The organism is Uliginosibacterium paludis (assembly GCF_039631355.1).
Taxonomy (GTDB): Bacteria; Pseudomonadota; Gammaproteobacteria; order Burkholderiales; family Rhodocyclaceae; genus Uliginosibacterium; species Uliginosibacterium paludis.
Genome location: NZ_JBDIVF010000002.1, coordinates 197,876 through 215,207, shown reverse-complemented (window position 1 = coordinate 215,207; position 17,332 = coordinate 197,876). Strand labels below are relative to the sequence as shown.

Sequence of the window (17,332 nt, the reverse complement as noted above, 5' to 3'; positions counted from 1 at the left end):
CATCTGTCTGTCATTCAGAAGGCCCGCCAGTACTGCAGGCCCATCCGTGTGCTGCGGGCGACGGCGCCGCTGCCGCCCTTGTCGGTGCTGAGGCCGACGGCCAGGTGATCGGCGCCGCTGACGCGGCCCGCCGCGCCCAGCGTGAGGCCGTAGCCGGCGCCGCTGGCGGTGTTCCAGGTCAGCGCCAGCGAGGCATAGGGCCGGATGCTGCGGGTCCAGGCCTCCTCGCGGCTCATGCCCTGAGACAGGCGCAGACCGTAGAAGGCGTAGCTTGCCGGCATCAGGCTGGCCACGCGTTCGCTGGCGGGCGTGTCACCGGGCAGGCGGGTGGCGAGCGCCTCGACTCGTTCGTCATCCGGCAGGCCCGCGGCGCGGAAGCGGTTCCAGCTCCAGAAGAGCTCGGCCTGGCGCTCGCGCAAGGGGTCGAGGCTGTGGTTGAGGCTGGTCGCGAGCTGGGTGCCGCTGCCCAGCGGCAGTCCGTTCTGGGTGGCATATCGGCTTTGCTGCAGGGCCAGCGACAGGCTGCTGAGCGGATCCAGCGCCTGGCGTGCTTCAAGGCGCAGCCGGTCACGCCAGCCGAGTGCGCCCAGCGCCAGACTCTCGTCGGCCACTTCATGCCGGCCCGCCCGCAGCACCAGGCTGCGTCCCGGCTGTTCGAGCAGCGATTGCTGCAGGCCCAGCGAGGTCCAGTGGGTGAGGCTTTCGTTCTGCCCGATGCGCAGCTCGCCCTGCTTCAGGCTGAGACCCAGGCTGGCGTATTGCGCCCGCCGCGGGGCGTCGAGCACGGCGCTGTCTAGCTCGCGGCTGATGCGGCTGACCTGGGTGCTCAGGCGCAGTGCAGGGCTGATCCGTGTGCTGGCCGCCAGACGCAGCTCGTGTTCGAGCCAGCGGTCGAACTGCCGCCGCTCGCTGCGCAGATCGACCCGCGGCGCTTCTTCGAGCAGCACGTCGCTGAGTGCGAGCTGCAGCGGCTCGTCATCGCGCTGCAGGGTCTGGCCCTCGAAGGCCAGCGTGGCGGCGAGGCCACCGGCACCGACAGCGCGCGCGGTGGCCAGTGCATCGTCGCGGCTCAGTGCGCTGGCGCGGCGTTCGAGCTCCTCACCCAGCATGGCCCAGTCCTGTTCCGCCATGGCGACCGAGATCCGTGCCCAGCCGGGGCTGGCCAGGCGCTGCGCATGCCGGGTCCAGAGCCAGGCATGCACGGCAGCGCTTTCGCCCTGTGCGAGTTGCCAGGCCGCAGCCAGCTCGCGGGCCGCGCTCTCGTTCCGCTCGATGCCTTTGTCATCGAGCCGGAGCAGCTCGCGGAGCACCGCCAGCGAAGGGTCACCCGGCCGGCTGGCGAGCATCAGGCGGGCGCGCGCTTCGCGCAGCATGGCCGTGGATGTGGCGGCCGGGGCGATGCGCGGCGGATGGGCGATCAGGTACTGGCGCAGGCGCCAGGCGAGATCGGCGCGCCGATCCTGCTCCAGCACATCGGCATAGTTCAGCAGCCACAGATGGTCGTCGCGGTGAGCCTGCAGGCGCGGCGTGAGATAGCGCTCCAGCGCGACATGCGGGGCCGACAGCGTCTGCCAGGCGGCAGCCAGTGCGTCATGCAGGCGCGGGTTGGCCGCCCATGCGGTTTCATGGCGCGCCAGCAACACCCGGAGGGCCGGGCCGTCGTGCGTGTCGGCGAGCAGCCAGAGCAGGCTGGCCTGCGCGTTTTCGTCGTCCGGGCTCAGGCTGATCCAGCGGGTGAGATCCCGCGTGGCTTCGCGCCGGTGGCCGCTGGCGCGCGCGGCCTCCGCGCGCAGGGCGAGGAATTCGGGCCAGTCTTCGCCCCGCGCCTGCCAGACGGCTGGCAGACCGGCGAAGACCTGCCAGCTCTGCCCGGCACTGCCTGCACGCAACTGCAGCGAGAGGCCGCGCAGCAGCAGCGGGCGGTCGTCGAAACGCAGCGCGGCCTGCAAGGCGAGGGCCGAGGCCTGCAGGGCTTCATCGTCGGCGAGGAGTTCGACGTAGCTCTCGAAATCGGCGCGGGTGGCGTCGTTCAGGGTCACGATGCGCGCCAGCGCGGCACGGGCGTTGTCGTCGTCCTGCACGCGGATCGAGAGTTCGCCGAGCAGGCGCCAGAAGCGGTCGTCGCTGGCGGGCACCGAGTCGCGCAGGCTGGCCAGTGCGGCCTGGGCTTCCCTGACCCGGCCCTGGCCCAGCAGCAGGGCCGCAAGGCTCATCGCTCGCTCGCGGGTGTTGCCGTGCCGGGCGATCAGTTCCTGCGTGGCGGCAATGGCCAGTGCCACATTGCCGTTGCGCCGGGCGAGCTCGGCGAGCGCCTGCAGCGGGCCCGGCATGGGCGTGCTGCGCACGACCGACTGCAGCACGGCGATGCCTTCTTCGGGCAGGCCGAGCCGCTCATAGGCATCGATGAGGGCGCGCAGCAGTTCGGGCGAATCGGGCTGTTTCGAGAGGCTGTACCGGAGGCTCAGGATCAGCGCGCGATCGTCGAAGAGGCCGGGTGCGAGCCGCAGGATGGCTGCCGAGGCTTCATCGCGCTGCGCGCGCGGCAAGCCCCCGCCCTGTTCCATGATCCATCGCCACTGGTCGATCGCGGTTTCCGGCCGGCCGGTCCATTCGCTCACGCGGGCCAGGCGCAGGCGCCAGTCGAGGCTCTGCGGCACCTGGCGCACGGCATACTCGGCCACCCGCCAGGCATCTTCCAGATTGCGGTTGCCGATGAAGGCGTCATAACCCAGCACATAGATCCGGTCATTGAAGGGCAGGCCCGGCGGGCCACCTTCGGCGGGCCGGTCCTGGCTGTCGGCCACCGGGTGTCCCTGGACCGCGAGGTCGCCGAGGGCGAGCTGTTCGAGTGCCTGCGCGAGCGACAGGCGCAGCATGAGCCGGGCATAGCGCGCGGCCGCTTCCGGCTGGTTTGCCGCACGCGCGAGTTCGACCATGAAGACCAGGGTGTCGAGGTCGCCGGCGAGACTGCCCAGTGCGTCTTCCGCGAGTTGCAGGGCTTCGGCCGGATGCCCCTGCGCCAGGCGGATGCGCACCGCCTGCATGAAGGCCTCGCGGCGCAGGCCGATGCGCTCGGCGCGCTGGCGGGCGAGCAGGTAGAGCTGGATCGCCGCTTCATGGCTGTGCGGATCCTGCTGCCTGAGGCGGGCGCGATCCATCAGGCTGACCGCGTCAAATTCCGGCGCTGCGCCGGCCGCGATGCGGTAGATGCGCAGGGCGAGCGCCCGGTCGCCGAGTTCGAGCGCGCGCTCGGCGATGTCGAGGCGGTTGGCTTCGTCCAGATGGGTCAGGCCGGCGAGCGCTTCGAGCTCGGCCAGCAGGCCCTGGCGCAGCCTCTCGCGGGCGTCGGGGTCGCGGGTACGGCGCCAGGATTCCTCCCCGGCGCGCCACAGCAGCAGGCGCGCGGTGATGCGCTTGTCATCATCGGTGGAGTCGAGCACGTCGTGCAGCGTGACGCGCATGCCTGGGAAGTCTCCCGAGGCGAGCTGCTGGCGGGCCAGACGCAGGGCGAGCTCGTCATTGTGCGGATCGGTGCGCAGGAGGTTGCGCAGATAGGCGATGACGAGTTCATCCCCGCGCTGGCCGCGCAGCACCTGGTCCATCAGCACGCGATAGGGGTACATGAGGACGAGCCCGCCGGCCACCAGCACACTGAAGGCCAGCAGCACGCCGGGCGGCACCAGGCGGGGGCGCTTAGCGCCCTCGACAGCCAATGTCGAGCGTTGTCTCAGCATCGGTGAGCCTGTAGCGCAGCAGTTTGCCGGCGGGGGTGCCGGTGAGCGGGCCGGCGGGCGTGCGCACGCTGCAGCCCGCCGCATTGGCGAGTTCGAAATCGAGTGGCTGATGGCCGGCGAGCCGGGCCTGGATGTGGTCGCCCTCCCGCGACCATGCGAGCACCTTGCCATTCGCACCGGCGAGCCGGGGGAGGGCGTCCTGCCCCGCAGACAGCGCGAAGGAAGCTTCGGCCGCGCTCAGAATCAGGTAGCGGCCGTCCGGCCCGTCGGCCCAGCCGGCGAGGCCCTGGCTGTCTGCCAGCGCGGGCGCGTTCAGCTCGGCCGGCATGCGCAGCGAGCGCAGGCTGCCGGCATTGCGCACGCTGAAGCGCGCCTGCTGCAGATCGCGGGCTATGACGACGGTATTGAAGTCGGTGGCGATGCGCATGAATTCGGAGGCGTAGACCGGGTGCAGCGGCCGCGCCAGCGCCCAGTCATAAGCACTCTGCAAGGCACGCAGCGCCGCGGGTTTGCTGCCGGAGTAGGTGTGGTAGTAGATGTCGACCGGCTTGATGCGGCGAGGTTCGCCGGTGAGCTCGAAACTTTCGGTGACATGCGCGAAACCGTAGAAGGGGCCGCGCCAGAGATTGGTGTAGACGTTCTCGTTGGTGATCGGAGCGAAGACCTGGAAATGCCCGCCCAGGCGCGCACCCAGCGGCGAGATGCGGGTGAGGCTGGGCTTCTCGCGGGTGGGCATGGTGCTGCCGCCATTCATGTTGAGCAGGCCATCGCGGCTCACCCAGGCGATGGCCGAGGGCGTGGGCGCGGCGTCACCGCTCCAGAGCAGGATGTTGACCGGTTTGCCGGCCGGCGCCAGGGTGCGCACATAGGCTAGCGAGCCTTCGACTTCGCGCGCCAGCGAAGGCACATAGCCGGGAATGTCGAGGTGGTAGTCGGCGTCCGCATCGGCGCTGGCGTCGCCGGCCTCCACCTTCACCCAGCGGAAGGGGTGGGAATAGGTGTGGCTGGCGATTTCCACATTCGGCTGGGCAAAGATGCGCCGCGCGATGGCTTCCATCGCCGGGCTGTCTTTCGGATAGATGCCCTGCGGCGAGACTTCACCCTCGATGACCGACATGGTGTGCGGCACGCCCGGATAGCGGCGGATCACCTGGTCGAGGATCACCTGCGCGGCGAAGGGACTGCCGGGGAACTCGGCGCGCGAGGCGAAGCCATCGCCATCCATGTGGGCGAAGAACATCCGGCGGCCCGCGAGGCTCGTGGTGTCGGGCACCGGCATGGCCGGCAGGGCGAGCGCCTGCTGCAGGAAGCGCCAGGGGTCGATGACCCAGCGGCGGCCGTTGTCGTCGTCGCCCGCCACGCCGAAGGGGCGCCAGACGAAGCCGCCCTGGCGGGTGATGCCGGCGCCATCATAGAGCTGGCCGCGGGCGTCGCGCAGACGCAGCCAGCTGACCCCGCTGCCAGGCGCCAGGCGCAGCGGCTGCAGCAGCTGGCGGCGTGGCAGCGGCTCGGTTTCATAACCGATGGCCGCATTGCGGCTGAGGATCTCGACCCGCCCGTCCGGCTCGGGGGCCGCCTGCAGATCCATCAGGCCCAGCACGCTGCTGGTGGCCGGCAGGCCGGGGTCGCTCAGCATCGCGATGCGGAAACCCTCGCCGAGACGGGCCGCGAGCCAGCGTTCGTAACGGCTGGCCGCGGCCGTCTGCAGGCCGCCGTCGAACCAGCTCAGCAGGCCGGCGTACACGCCCGGATCGGGTACCGGCAGTGGCTTGTTGACGTCGGCATAGTCGGCCACATAGCCCAGATAGTTCAGCAGCATCTCGGTGTAGCGGTGGGCGGCGCGATAGTGCATGCCGGGCGCTTCGCGGCTGTCATGCAGGATCAGGATGCGGCGCGGCATCACCTCGATGCGGCTCATGCCCAGGGTGTCGAGCTGGCCGCTGGCCACCCAGGGGATGAAGCCGTGCTGCAGGATCCGGCGGGCGGTATCGCGCATCTGCGCGCGCTGCGCAGGCGGCAGGTAGTCGATCACGATCACCGGCAGGCGATAGCGCTGGTGGGCCTCTTCGAGTCGGGCAAGCAGCCATTCGCGATCGGCCTCCGGCACCTCGCGGTATTGCCGCGCACTCTGGTTCCAGCCGCGATAGAGCGACTCGGCGGCGATCGCCTCGAGCTCGCTGCCGATGTCGGGCAGCAGTTCGAAGCCGCGGTTGGCAATCAGCCGGATGCCCGGGAAACGCGTCCGCAACGCGCGGATGAGGCTCACCAGTCCGGCCTGCTGGGCGGCCGGGTCGGCGGCGGCTCCGCCCAGCTGGTAGCTGTCCAGCGTGTCGAGGAAGAAGCCGCGATAGCCGCGCTGCCACAGCGGCGCGAAGATGCGCGTCAGCGCGAATTCGCGCCAGGCCGGATTGCGCTGGTCCATTACCGTCGAGGCCCAGGCCTCGTTGCGCCCCAGCTTCCAGCTCTGCGGAATCTCGCCGGCCCAGCTGCGCGAGGGATGCACCTCGCCCACGCTCACATAGGCATACAGCTCGCCGCTGCCGCGCCGCCAGAGCTCGGGGTCGAAACCGTGATCCGGGTCGACCACGGTGACGTCGAAGGCGTGGAATTCCTGCAGCCGGGTGTCTGCCCCGTAATAGAAGCCGACCGACTGCAGCGCGGCCTGGGCCGGCAGCAGGCCGAGCCCGGCCGCAAGCAGCACCAGCATGCGCAGCCCGGCGCGCAGCAGCGCGCCCGCCCCGGCAGGGCGTGCAGGCGGGGCGGCAGGGCCGGCGGACCGGTCTTGACCGGAGTGGTCTGCAGGGCGGCAAAGTGCGGGCAAGGTGCACCTCAAGGCATGGCTCCGATCGGTGTCGATCTGGCGGGATTCTCGTTCGTTTCAACGGCTCCGTCCGGTCCGGGTACAGCGGTCCGGCCGCGGATCGGTGGGCGCCGCATTATCGTTTCAAGCGCTTGTGCGGCCCGGGCGCCTTTACGGCGTTTGAGTTGTCATGCAACTGTGCTGGCATTTTTTTGTGCGGATCGGGTTTTCATGACGTTTTCAGAGCGGGCGCGCAGCCTATCACCTTGACCTGCTGGCTGAAGTCGAGACTTGCCCGGTGCGCCGGAGCGCGGTTGGCCGTATGGGCCGGAGAGCCTGTGTTGTCAGACTTTTGACTGCCCCTGCCCTGAGGGGCAGGTCACGCGACGGCGCTCGCCCCGATTCGACCTGCCTGCGGTCCGAACCGTTCCCGCCAGGGGCTCGGGCATGTGCGGCGGTCAGTCGGCAAAGCGTCCGGGGGAGGGGCGGCATGACGGTTCCCGGGCGGCTCCGCGAACCTGTCCCGGATCAAGGAAATGGCGTGCCTGCCTTGCCCACAATCCGGTTTTCAACCCCTGTTTCACGAGGTCCGACATCATGGATTGCAGCAGCCAGAACCATCTCGATACCCATGTCTTCGACGCGCGCGGCATCAGCAAGCGCTTCCGTCATTCGGCGATTTTCGGTGCGATCGAAGCGCTGGAAGACGGCGAGGTGATGCGCTTCATCAACGACCACGATCCGCTGCCCCTGCTGGCGCAGATTTCGCAGCGCTACGGCGATCAGGTCCGTCCGGAATATGTGGACCGCAGCGGCCCGGTGGTGATCGATTTCCACATCCATGCCTATCAGCAGGCTGGTGAAGGCGCCGGTTCGTGCGGTGGCTCGGGCGGCTGCGGCTGCAGCCACTGAGCGACCACGCCTGCCCGGTGCGCAGCCGGGCAGGCGTGAAGCCTTTCAGCGTGCCGGCTGGCCCGGCTCCTTGGGCAGGGCCCAGGCCATGATGTGGTCGCCCGTCTTCGTGCCGAGTGACCCGTGGCCGCCGGCTACGACGACGACCAGCTGCCGCCCCCGCGCATCCTGGTAGGTCATCGGGGTGGCCTGGCCGCCGGCGGGCAGGCGGGCGCGGAAGCGCTCGGTGCCGGTGGCCACGTCGTAGGCGCGCAGATACTGGTCCAGCGTGCCGGAGAGGAAGCTCACGCCGCCCGCCGTGCTGACCATGCCGCCCAGCGCGGGCACGCCCATCCTGAATGGCAGGGGCAGCGGCGAGTTGTCGCGCACCGTGCCATTGCGGTGTTGCCAGAGCGTCTTGCCGCTGCGCAGGTCGACCGCGGCCACATAACCCCAGGGCGGCGCCTGACACGGCAGACCCAGCGGTGACAGCAGCGGGCCCATGTCGAAGTCATACGGAATGCCGTCCACGCGCTGCTCGCCCTCCCGTTCGCTGACGGCTTCCCTGCGGCCGTCGTCGCTGCCCTTCGGAATCAGGCGCGAGTAGAAGGCCATGTAGGCGGGGCTGACGATCGCGAGCTGGCGCAGCGGATCGATGCTGACGCCACCCCAGTCGAACACGCCGAAGTTGCCCGGATACACGATCGAGCCCTGCAGCGAGGGCGGGGTATAAGGGCCTTCATAGCGCAGCGAGCGGAAGCGCAGCCGGCACCACAGCTGATCGAGCGCGGTGGCGCCCCACATCGAGGCCTCGGTGAGCGGCTCGGGGCGGAAGTGCACGGCTGACATCGGCTGCGTCGGCGACAGATGATCGTCGGGCACGGTGCCCTGCGGCACCGGCACTTCGGCGACCGGAAAGATCGGCGTGCCGTCGCGGCGGTCCAGCACATAGATGCTGCCCTGCTTGGTCGAGGCGATCAGTGCCGGACGCAGGCCTTGCGGCGTCTGCAGATCGACCAGACTCGGTTGGCCGCCCACATCCATGTCCCACAGGTCGTGGTGGGTGAACTGGTAGTGCCAGACCATCCGGCCGCTGCGTACATCCAGCGCCACGACGCCGGCCGATACCATCTCGGCACCGGGCGTGCGCTCGCCGCCCCACTGGTCCGGCGTCTGATTGCCCATCGGCAGATAGACCAGATTCAGCGCCGGATCCGCACTCATGATCGACCACATGTTGGGCGAATTGCGCAGGTAGCGTTCGCCCGGCTTGAGGGGTGAATTGTCTTCCGGCCGGCCGGCGTCCCAGTACCAGAGCTCATGGCCATCCTTCGCGTCGAAAGCGCGGATCACACCGGAGGGCTCGTCATTTGAGCTGTTGTCGGTGACGTGGGCACCCATGACGACGACATTGCCCACCACCGCCGGCGGCGAGGTGGAGTAGTAGCCCCCCGGCTTGAAGGCGCCGATGCCCCGGCGCAGATCGATCTGGCCGTGGTCGCCGAAGCCCTCGCAAACCTTGCCGCTGCGCGCATCTACTGCCATCAGGCGGGCGTCTGCGGTGGGCAGGAAAATCCGGCTCGCGCAGGGCCGGTTGTTCGAGACCGCGACCGGATCGGCGTGGTAGCTCACGCCGCGGCAGGTCATGTGGGCGAAATGCCGGAAGCCGACCGGGCTCTGGATCTTCGGATCGAAACGCCAGCGCTCGGTGCCCTCGGTCGCGTCGAGCGCGATCAGGATGCTGTGCGGCGTGCAGGCGTAGAGCGTGTTGCCGATCTTGATCGGGGTGTTCTCGTCGGTGGTTTCATTGGGGTCACCGCCGTTCTTCGCGTCACCGGTGCGAAAGTGCCAGGCCAGCTCGAGGTCGGCCACATTCGCCGGCGTGATCTGATCCAGGGTGCTGAAGCGTTGGCCGGCCGAGGTGCCGCCGTAATCGGGCCAGTCGGCGCCGGCCATGGCGAGGCCCGAAGGAGCCGGGGTGTAAGGACCATCCCATTTGCCGGCCACCTCGTGCGGATTCGCGGCCAGTGTGGCGAGACCGGTGCCCACGCAGAGGATCATCACCAGCGCCAGCGTGCGCGAGGGCCGGGTGCCCAGCGCGCGGCACACCCCTGGCAGCAGCAGCCAGCCGCCGATCACGAACCACAGCGGCACGCGGGGCGTGAGCTGCCACCAGTCGAGCCCCACCTCGTAGAGCGCCCACACCAGGGTGGCCGCCAGAAAAGCCGCATACAGCGGCGTGGCGGCCGGGTGGCGCCGCGCAAGCATGACGCCGCATGCCATCAGCATCAGTCCGCCGATCAGGTAGTAGAGCGAACCGCCGCTGACTGCCAGCCAGCCGCCGGCAATGCTCATGTAGAGCCCGAGCGCGCCGACGAAGCTGCCGGTGGCCAGCGCCACGATGTGTCGATCTTCGGGATCGCTCCCGCCCTGCGCAGCGTCTGCCATGTCCGATCCTTCCGCGATGCACCTGTTCCTGCCCCAGACGATGCACTGCGCGCGCGGGAGCGACGATCAGACGAGGCGGGCGGCGAATGTCAGCACCGTCCTACAGGGCAGCTGGCAGTTTTTGAATGAACCAAGCCCGGAGCCCGCGGTCCATCAGAAAGGAGCACCCCGGAAACCGGACAAGGAGGAAACATCATGGAGACCATCAACCGCAACAACACGCAGGTATTCGACGCACGCGGCATCAGTGCCGGCGTTCGCCACACCGCATTCTTCGGCGTCATGGACAGGCTCGAAGCCGGCACCGTCATGCGTTTCATCAACGATCAGGATCCGCAGTCGCTGCTGGCCCAGATTGCCCAGCGCTACGGCGACCGCGTCCGCCCCGAGCAGATCGAGGGCGTCGGCCGCGTCGTCATCGATTTCCACATCGGCAGTGACCGCCGCGCCGCCTGAGACCTGCCGGTCGCCGACGCCATTCAGCCCGGGCGACCCGGCAGCAGGCTGAAAAGCCCGAAGCCCCCCAGCATGCCGGCACAGAAGATCAGTGCCGGCTGCCAGGCCGAGCCGAGCCCGACCAGCGCCGGGCCCGGGCAGAAGCCGGCCAGGCCCCAGCCGATTCCGAAGAGCACGCTGCCCAGCACCAGGCGCGGCGTGATGCCGTGGGATGCCGGCAACTGCAGCGGCGCCCCGCCAAGCGTCCGCTGCCGCCGGCGCAGCCACTGGAAAGGCAGCACCGCCACACCGATGGCACCGGCCATCACGAAGGCCAGCGAGGGATTCCAGCTGCCCGCCGGATCCAGAAAATCCTGCACCCGCGCGGGGTCCGTCATGCCGCTCAGGATGAGTCCCAGGCCAAAGAGGAGCCCGCACAGCGCGGCGATCGCGGCCTCGGCCGCACGCGACTTCATGCGCCACCCCACACATGGCGGAGCAGCCACACGGTGAGGAACCCGGCGGCCATGAAACTCGCCACCGAGACCAGCGAGCGCAGCGAAAAACGCGCGAGCCCGCAGACACCATGACCACTGGTGCAGCCATTCGCCATCCGGGTGCCGAGGCCCACCAGCAGGCCCGCGCCGAGCAGCATTCCGGGCGAGGCCGCGCTGTGCGGCGTAGTGCCGGAGTCGCTCACCAGGCGCAGCAGCCAGGGCGCGGCCAGGAGCCCGCCGAGGAAGGCAATGCGCCAGAGGCGATCCGGCGTGCCGCGCGTCAGCAGCTGGCCGGCGATGCCGCTGATCCCGGCAATGCGTCCGCAACACAGCGCCAGCAGCGCCGCCGCCAGACCGATCAGCGCACCGCCGGCGAGTGCGCTCCAGGGAGTGAAATTCACGAGGTGCATGGCATCAGCGCTTCAACACGAGACCGCCAGTGTAGTGGCGTCCGCCGGGTGTGTGCAGCGCAGGGCGGCAGGCGCCGGTTGCCCCTGACAGGGCCCTGGCGGCAAACTGTCGCAGGAATGGCGGGCTTCTGGCGGCATCGCCCGACGCCTCCGCAGGGACACTTGCCTCACCCCGATCAAGCGTGAGGACGCAGCATGGACATCAGCATGAACGCACAACAGATCCGCCGGCTGCGCGAAGCGCGCGCCTGGTCCCAGGAACATCTGGCCGAAGCCGCGGGCCTGAGCCTGCGCACCATCCAGCGCGTCGAAGCCGAAGGCAAGGCCTCGGCCGAAACCCGGCTCGCCCTGGCGGGGGCCTTCGGCATTCCGGTGGCCGAGCTCTCGGCCGGCCCGGCCGAGATCAGCCCGGAGCCCGCCTCCCGCGGTCCGGCTGCAGAGACCGGCGACACCCCTGCAGCGATTCCCGTCACGGCACCGATGGCCGCGCCGCCGGCCAGGCAACGCATGAGCTGGGCGCAATACCGCGTGCTGCGCATCCTCGTCATCATCGCCTTCCTGCTCGCGCTGGACGTCTTCCAGCACGGCACCATCACCTGGTCCCGCTGGCCGCTGCTGGGCCTCTCACTCGTCTGCCTGCTCCGCTGGCTGCGCTGCCAGTACGTCGAGCCGAAACCCGAGCGCCGCTAGGGGCGGTTGAGGTCTGGGGTGCGCCATGACACAGGCCTGATGTAGCCCGGATGCAGCGCAGCGGAATCCGGGGGCGACACTCCGACAAATCCCGGATTCCGGTTTTCGACATGCGGCGCAGTTCGCTTTGCTCAGTGCGCCCTACGAGCTGAAGAGCAGGTGGCGCCGGTTTACCAGTGAGGAGCGTGTCGTGAGCGTTTTCGCGGTGTGTGAGGCGGAGGATCAGGCTTGAAGCGCCCTGCAAGCTCCGGACGCTGGCTTTGATCCCTTACCCGGGTGACTTGCTGCCTTCGCCGTGCGTGCCGTTGTGCTGCGGGCTCAGGCCTGCGCCGGGGGCGGTGGTGCGCACAGTTGGCTGACGAGCCAGGTGCAGCCTGCGATGGTCGCCACGAAGCCGGCGAGGAACCAGGGGAAAGGCAGCACGCCGTAGGCCAGTGGCTTGGCCACGCCGAGGAAGCTGCCGTAGAGCAGGCTGCCGGTCGAGATGCCGAACATCAGATTGCGGCGCAGGGGCGACGCGCGCTGCAGGGTCCGCCGGATCAGCCAGGAATTCGCGCCCCACAGCAGCACCAGGCTCACCTTGGTCCACAGCTTGGGGTTGTTCAGATAGGTCATCGGATCGTTCAGGTAGAGACCGACGCCGATCAGGATCGCGCCTGAGATCCACAGATGCGCCTCGCCCCAGCCGAAGACATGGCGCCACAGCGGGTGACTGCTTTCCTCGCCGCGCAGCACGCGGGCAAAGTGGAACACGGCCATCATCGCCGCCACGGTGGCGAGCAGATGGTAGAGCGCCGCGAGCGCGACGATGAACTTGGCAAACATGGCAGGCAACACGATCCGGAGGGCGCAGCACTCCCCGGGAGTGAGGAGGTGCTTATCATACGCAAATGATACCTACTCTCATTTGAAGGCTATTCATCTGCATCAAGAAAGGCTCACTACGGAGGGCTTTGGCGAGGAGTGGTGACGAGTTCAAGCTGTGAAGGGGTTTGAGCGAACGCGTAGCCCGGATGAAACGAAGTGGAATCCGGGGTTGAGGCTCCGAGAAGCCCCGGATTCCGGCTTTTAGCCTTCATCCGGGCTACTTGCTGCGCGCCGGAGAGGCAAAAAGCGAGGCCTGACCCCGGTTTTCGGAGAGGACCAGCTGGCGCTGGTTTCCGTAGGGTGCGCATTGCGCACCATTTCGCAGAGTCCGCGTGCGCGGTGCGCACCCTACCGGGCTGGGAGGACTTTGAATGGCTGATAGCGTAGCCCGGATGCAGCGTAGCGGAATCCGGGTTGAGGCTCGGACAAGCCCCGGATTCCGGCTTTCAGCCTTCATCCGGGCTACTTGCTAGCTCCGGCCTTTACCCCGTCCCTCTACCTGCAATTCGCGCATAGTGTCTTGCTTGAGCAGATGTTCGATAGTGCGGACTGGCATCCCGCCAAGGTCGCAGGGGGTAACACATGAACGAACCACAGAAGGTAACTGCACACAAACGCTGTCCTGTTAAAGGTTTTAGGGTTTGCGTCAGTCATAAGTACCAAGAAGGCATGCCACCTCATAGTTTCGACTGCACACGCAAGCTTGAATGCCATGTGTCCACGCCTTATCCAGGCGGAGCTGGCAGAAGTGTCAATTTGCACCTTTGCCCGCTCAACACTCAGAAACCTTAGAAAGACGAAACCCCGCCGAAGCGGGGTTTCGTTTTGATGCTTTGGTGCAAAGGCTGCACCGGTCGCGGGAATCGTAGCGAGCGGGCCGAGGTCGAAACGCGGAGCGGAAACGTACGAGCAGTACGTTGAGCACCACAGTTTCGAGATCGGCACGCGCAGTAGATTCCACGCGTGCCGGAGGGCATTACATGCCCATGCCGCCCATGCCACCCATGCCGCCCATGTCGGGCATGCCGCCGCCAGCCGGCTTGTCTTCGGCCAGTTCGCCGACCATGCAGTCGGTGGTGAGCATCAGGGATGCCACGGAAGCGGCGTTCATCAGCGCGGTGCGGGTCACCTTGGCCGGATCCAGCACGCCCATTTCGACCATGTCGCCATAGACGCCGGAAGCGGCGTTGTAACCGTAGTTGCCCTTGCCTTCCAGGACCTTGGAGACGACCACGGAGGGCTCGTCACCGGCGTTCTGGACGATCTGGCGCAGCGGCTCTTCGATCGCGCGCAGCACGATCTTGATGCCGGCTTCCTGATCGGGGTTGTCACCCTTCACCGAGCCGATGTTGGCACGGGCACGCAGCAGGGCCACGCCACCACCGGCGACGATGCCTTCTTCCACTGCAGCGCGGGTAGCGTGCAGGGCGTCTTCAACGCGAGCCTTCTTTTCCTTCATTTCGACTTCGGTGGCAGCGCCAACCTTGATCACGGCCACGCCGCCGGCCAGCTTGGCCTTGCGTTCCTGCAGCTTTTCGCGGTCGTAGTCGGAGTTGGAAGCGTCGATCAGGGCGTCGATCTGGGCCACGCGCGACTGGATGGCGTCAGCGGAACCGGCGCCGTCGATGATGGTGGTGTTTTCCTTTTCGACTTCAATGCGCTTGGCTTGGCCGAGGTCGTCCAGGGTGGCCTTTTCGAGCGACAGGCCGACTTCTTCGGAGATCACCTGGCCACCGGTCAGGATGGCGATGTCTTCCAGCATGGCCTTGCGACGGTCGCCGAAGCCCGGAGCCTTGACGGCCACGGTCTTCAGGATGCCGCGGATGTTGTTCACCACCAGGGTGGCCAGCGCTTCGCCTTCGACGTCTTCAGCCACGATCAGCAGCGGACGGCCAGCCTTGGCGACCTGTTCCAGCACCGGCAGCAGGTCGCGGATGTTGGAGACCTTCTTGTCGAACAGCAGGACGAAGGGGTTGTCCAGGGTGGCGATCTGGCGATCCTGGTTGTTGATGAAGTAGGGCGACAGGTAGCCGCGGTCGAATTGCATGCCTTCGACGACATCCAGCTCGTTGTCCAGGCTCTTGCCGTCTTCAACGGTGATCACGCCGGCCTTGCCGACCTTGTCCATCGCGGTGGCGATGATTTCGCCGACGGATGCGTCGCTGTTGGCGGAAATGGAACCGACCTGGGCGATTTCCTTGCTGGTGGAGCAGGGCTTGGCGGTCTTCTTCAGCTCTTCGATCAGGGCGGCGACAGCCTTGTCGATGCCGCGCTTCAGATCCATCGGGTTCATGCCGGCGGCCACGAACTTCATGCCTTCGCGCACGATGGCCTGGGCCAGCACGGTGGCGGTGGTGGTGCCGTCACCGGCCACGTCGGAGGTCTTGGAAGCGACTTCCTTGACCATCTGGGCGCCCATGTTCTCGAACTTGTCCTTCAGTTCGATTTCCTTGGCGACGGAGACACCGTCCTTGGTCACGGTCGGGGCGCCGAAGGAGCGCTCCAGCACCACGTTGCGACCCTTCGGGCCGAGGGTCACCTTGACGGCGTTGGCGAGGACATTGACGCCAGCAACCATGCGTTCGCGAGCGGAATCGCCGAACTTGACTTCTTTAGCAGCCATTTCTTACTCCAGAAATTTGAATGAATTCGTGTGGGGAAAGTCGGGAGGCGCGCGTCGCGAGCGGGGCGCGATGAAGGCGAGGAGCGGAAACGTACGCGTTGTACGTTGAGCACCACAGCCTTCAGCCCGGCCCGCGCAGTAGCGCGAGACCGATCTTTAGGCTTCGATCACGCCGAAGATGTCTTCTTCACGCATCACGAGCAGTTCAACGCCATCAACCTTGACGGTCTGGCCGCTGTACTTGCCGAAGATCACCTTGTCGCCAACCTTCAGTTGCAGGGCGCGGACGGAGCCGTCGTCCAGCAGCTTGCCGGTGCCCACGGACACCACTTCGCCCATGTCGGGCTTTTCAACGGCAGAGCTGGCCAGAACGATGCCGGAAGCAGTCTTCTCTTCGGCTTCAACGCGCTTGACGACAACGCGGTCGTGCAGGGGACGAATCTTCATATTCACTCCTGTTTAAGGGCTTGATTCAAAAAACTTGGGCACCAGGCCCGGGGGTTTCCGGGGGCGGGCCGACCGGCATGAACCGGTTTTGTTAGCACTCACCCCTGACGAGTGCTAATGATAGGGGCGGGGTAGGGTGATTTCAAGGGCAGGGTTTTCAAAATAATCATGGACCTGCCGCATGGCCCGATGGCGCGGCTCGCGCCGTGCAGCCCTGCACGCCTCGGGCTCAGAGACCGCCGGCGGGGGCGTGCGCCGGCAGGGTGTCGGGCGCCTGCAGCAGGCTTTCGGCGAAGTTGTGGGCTTCGGCCAGCGAGCGCAGGGTGTTGCTGCCAGCCGGTGTCTTGAGCGAGGCACAGCTTGTTTCGCTGCCGAGCTGGCAGCCGCTGCTGAGCGGGCAGCCGGCAAAGAGTTCGGCGGCCCAGTCGGCAAACACGCGGACTTTCGGCGACAGGTGCCGGTTGTGCTGATAGAGCACCGAGATCGGCATCGGGGCGGACTGCAGATGCGGCAGCACCTCGATCAGATCGCCGCGCTGCAGTTCGCGGAACACCATGAAGCGCGCCGGCTGGATCAGGCCGAAGCCCTGCACGCCGCAGGCCACATAGGCGTCGCCGTCATTGACCGAGACGACGCCGCGCATCTTGATCTCGGTCGTTTCGCCGTCGACCAGGAAATCCCAGTCGATGTTGCGGCCGGTGCGGCTGGAGAAGTAGTGCACCGCCTGGTGGTGCTCCAGCAGATCCTCGATCGAGGTCGGAATGCCGTGGCGCTCGATGTAGGCCGGGGCGGCGCAGACCACGCTGCGGAAGGTGCCGATGCGGCGGGCGATCAGGGAGGAGTCGCGCAGCTCGCCGATGCGGATCACGCAGTCCACCGCCTCGCGCACCATGTCGACCGGGCGGTCGGTCATGCCGATCACGATCTCGAGATCGGGGTAGCGCTGGTGGAACTCGCACAGATTGGGAATCAGGATCTGGCGCCCGATCACCGGCGGCACGTCGATGCGCAGGCGACCGCGCGGGCCACGCTCGGCGTCAATGAACGAAGCTTCGGTGTCTTCGAGCTCGTCGAGGATGCGCACGCAGCGCTCGTAATAGGCCGCGCCGTCCGGCGTGAGGCTCAGGCGCCGCGTGGTGCGGTTGAGCAGCCGCACCTTGAGGCGTTTCTCCAGACTCTGGATGGTGGTGGTGACGGTCGCGCGCGGCAGGCCGAGGCTGTCGGCTGCCGCGCTGAAACTGTTGGCATCCACCACCCGGGTGAACACCTGCATGGCCTGGAAGCGATCCATTTCCTGCTCCTGAGGGAGGCCCGATGTCGCTGCGCGAGCCCAAGGGTCTCGATTGATTATTCGTGAGTGCTGAATAGTGTTGCCGGAATTTGCGTATTTATTCAAGTTAATTCCTCCGACATCATTCACTCAGGCCCACGCCGCACCCCAGCGACGAAGCACCGGACCTTCGATCCGTGCCGCTTTTCCCACCCCCGCC

12 protein-coding genes are annotated in these 17,332 nt (G+C 67.5%); 3 read left to right on the top strand and 9 right to left on the bottom strand.

Annotation, left to right across the window (positions count from 1 at the left end; translation table 11 throughout):
• Positions 1 to 14: 14 nt before the first annotated feature.
• Complete coding sequence (locus tag ABDB87_RS05990) at positions 15 to 3,734, bottom strand: tetratricopeptide repeat protein (RefSeq protein WP_345925054.1); 3,720 nt, start codon at positions 3,732 to 3,734, stop codon at positions 15 to 17.
• Positions 3,694 to 6,555 (bottom strand): bifunctional glycoside hydrolase/polysaccharide deacetylase family protein, encoded by a 2,862-nt coding sequence (locus ABDB87_RS05985; protein ID WP_345925053.1) that lies wholly within the window; start codon positions 6,553 to 6,555, stop codon positions 3,694 to 3,696. Before ABDB87_RS05985 ends, ABDB87_RS05990 begins: the two co-directional genes overlap by 41 nt.
• A gap of 576 nt (positions 6,556 to 7,131) precedes the next feature.
• Between ABDB87_RS05985 and ABDB87_RS05980 the strand changes: the two genes are divergently transcribed.
• Positions 7,132 to 7,446: a DUF2249 domain-containing protein gene (locus ABDB87_RS05980; protein WP_345925052.1), complete on the top strand. Its 315-nt coding sequence runs from the start codon at positions 7,132 to 7,134 to the stop codon at positions 7,444 to 7,446.
• A gap of 45 nt (positions 7,447 to 7,491) precedes the next feature.
• On the opposite strand, the gene ABDB87_RS05975 is transcribed toward ABDB87_RS05980, so the two are convergent.
• The gene (locus ABDB87_RS05975) at positions 7,492 to 9,873 is read right to left on the bottom strand and encodes a membrane-bound PQQ-dependent dehydrogenase, glucose/quinate/shikimate family (protein ID WP_345925051.1); all 2,382 of its coding nucleotides are present in this window, start codon (positions 9,871 to 9,873) and stop codon (positions 7,492 to 7,494) included.
• Positions 9,874 to 10,068: 195 nt separating this feature from the next.
• Between ABDB87_RS05975 and ABDB87_RS05970 the strand changes: the two genes are divergently transcribed.
• The gene (locus ABDB87_RS05970; RefSeq protein ID WP_345925050.1) at positions 10,069 to 10,329 is read left to right on the top strand and encodes a DUF2249 domain-containing protein; all 261 of its coding nucleotides are present in this window, start codon (positions 10,069 to 10,071) and stop codon (positions 10,327 to 10,329) included.
• Between the two features lie 23 nt (positions 10,330 to 10,352).
• On the opposite strand, the gene ABDB87_RS05965 is transcribed toward ABDB87_RS05970, so the two are convergent.
• Both ABDB87_RS05965 and ABDB87_RS05960 read right to left on the bottom strand, forming a co-directional pair.
• Positions 10,353 to 10,784 carry a DUF6691 family protein gene (locus ABDB87_RS05965; protein WP_345925049.1) on the bottom strand — a complete coding sequence of 144 codons (432 nt, stop codon included), beginning with the start codon at positions 10,782 to 10,784 and terminating at the stop codon, positions 10,353 to 10,355.
• On the bottom strand, positions 10,781 to 11,215 hold the full coding sequence (locus tag ABDB87_RS05960; RefSeq protein WP_345925048.1) for a YeeE/YedE family protein: 435 nt from the start codon (positions 11,213 to 11,215) through the stop codon (positions 10,781 to 10,783). The genes ABDB87_RS05965 and ABDB87_RS05960 overlap by 4 nt, the downstream gene beginning before the upstream one ends.
• A gap of 207 nt (positions 11,216 to 11,422) precedes the next feature.
• On the opposite strand from ABDB87_RS05960, the gene ABDB87_RS05955 reads away from it, so the two are divergent.
• Positions 11,423 to 11,905 (top strand): helix-turn-helix domain-containing protein, encoded by a 483-nt coding sequence (locus ABDB87_RS05955; RefSeq protein ID WP_345925047.1) that lies wholly within the window; start codon positions 11,423 to 11,425, stop codon positions 11,903 to 11,905.
• Between the two features lie 318 nt (positions 11,906 to 12,223).
• Here the strand turns inward: ABDB87_RS05955 and ABDB87_RS05950 are convergent, their stop codons facing one another.
• The 4 genes from ABDB87_RS05950 to ABDB87_RS05935 form a co-directional block, all read right to left on the bottom strand.
• The gene (locus ABDB87_RS05950; protein WP_345925046.1) at positions 12,224 to 12,730 is read right to left on the bottom strand and encodes a hypothetical protein; all 507 of its coding nucleotides are present in this window, start codon (positions 12,728 to 12,730) and stop codon (positions 12,224 to 12,226) included.
• A 1,018-nt stretch (positions 12,731 to 13,748) separates the two neighbouring features.
• Entirely contained in the window at positions 13,749 to 15,395 is a 1,647-nt protein-coding gene (gene groL / locus ABDB87_RS05945; RefSeq protein WP_345925045.1) for a chaperonin GroEL, read from the bottom strand.
• 156 nt (positions 15,396 to 15,551) lie between these two features.
• Positions 15,552 to 15,842 (bottom strand): co-chaperone GroES, encoded by a 291-nt coding sequence (locus ABDB87_RS05940; protein ID WP_345925044.1) that lies wholly within the window; start codon positions 15,840 to 15,842, stop codon positions 15,552 to 15,554.
• Between the two features lie 229 nt (positions 15,843 to 16,071).
• Positions 16,072 to 17,133: a LysR family transcriptional regulator gene (locus ABDB87_RS05935; RefSeq protein WP_345925042.1), complete on the bottom strand. Its 1,062-nt coding sequence runs from the start codon at positions 17,131 to 17,133 to the stop codon at positions 16,072 to 16,074.
• Positions 17,134 to 17,332: the final 199 nt, after the last annotated feature.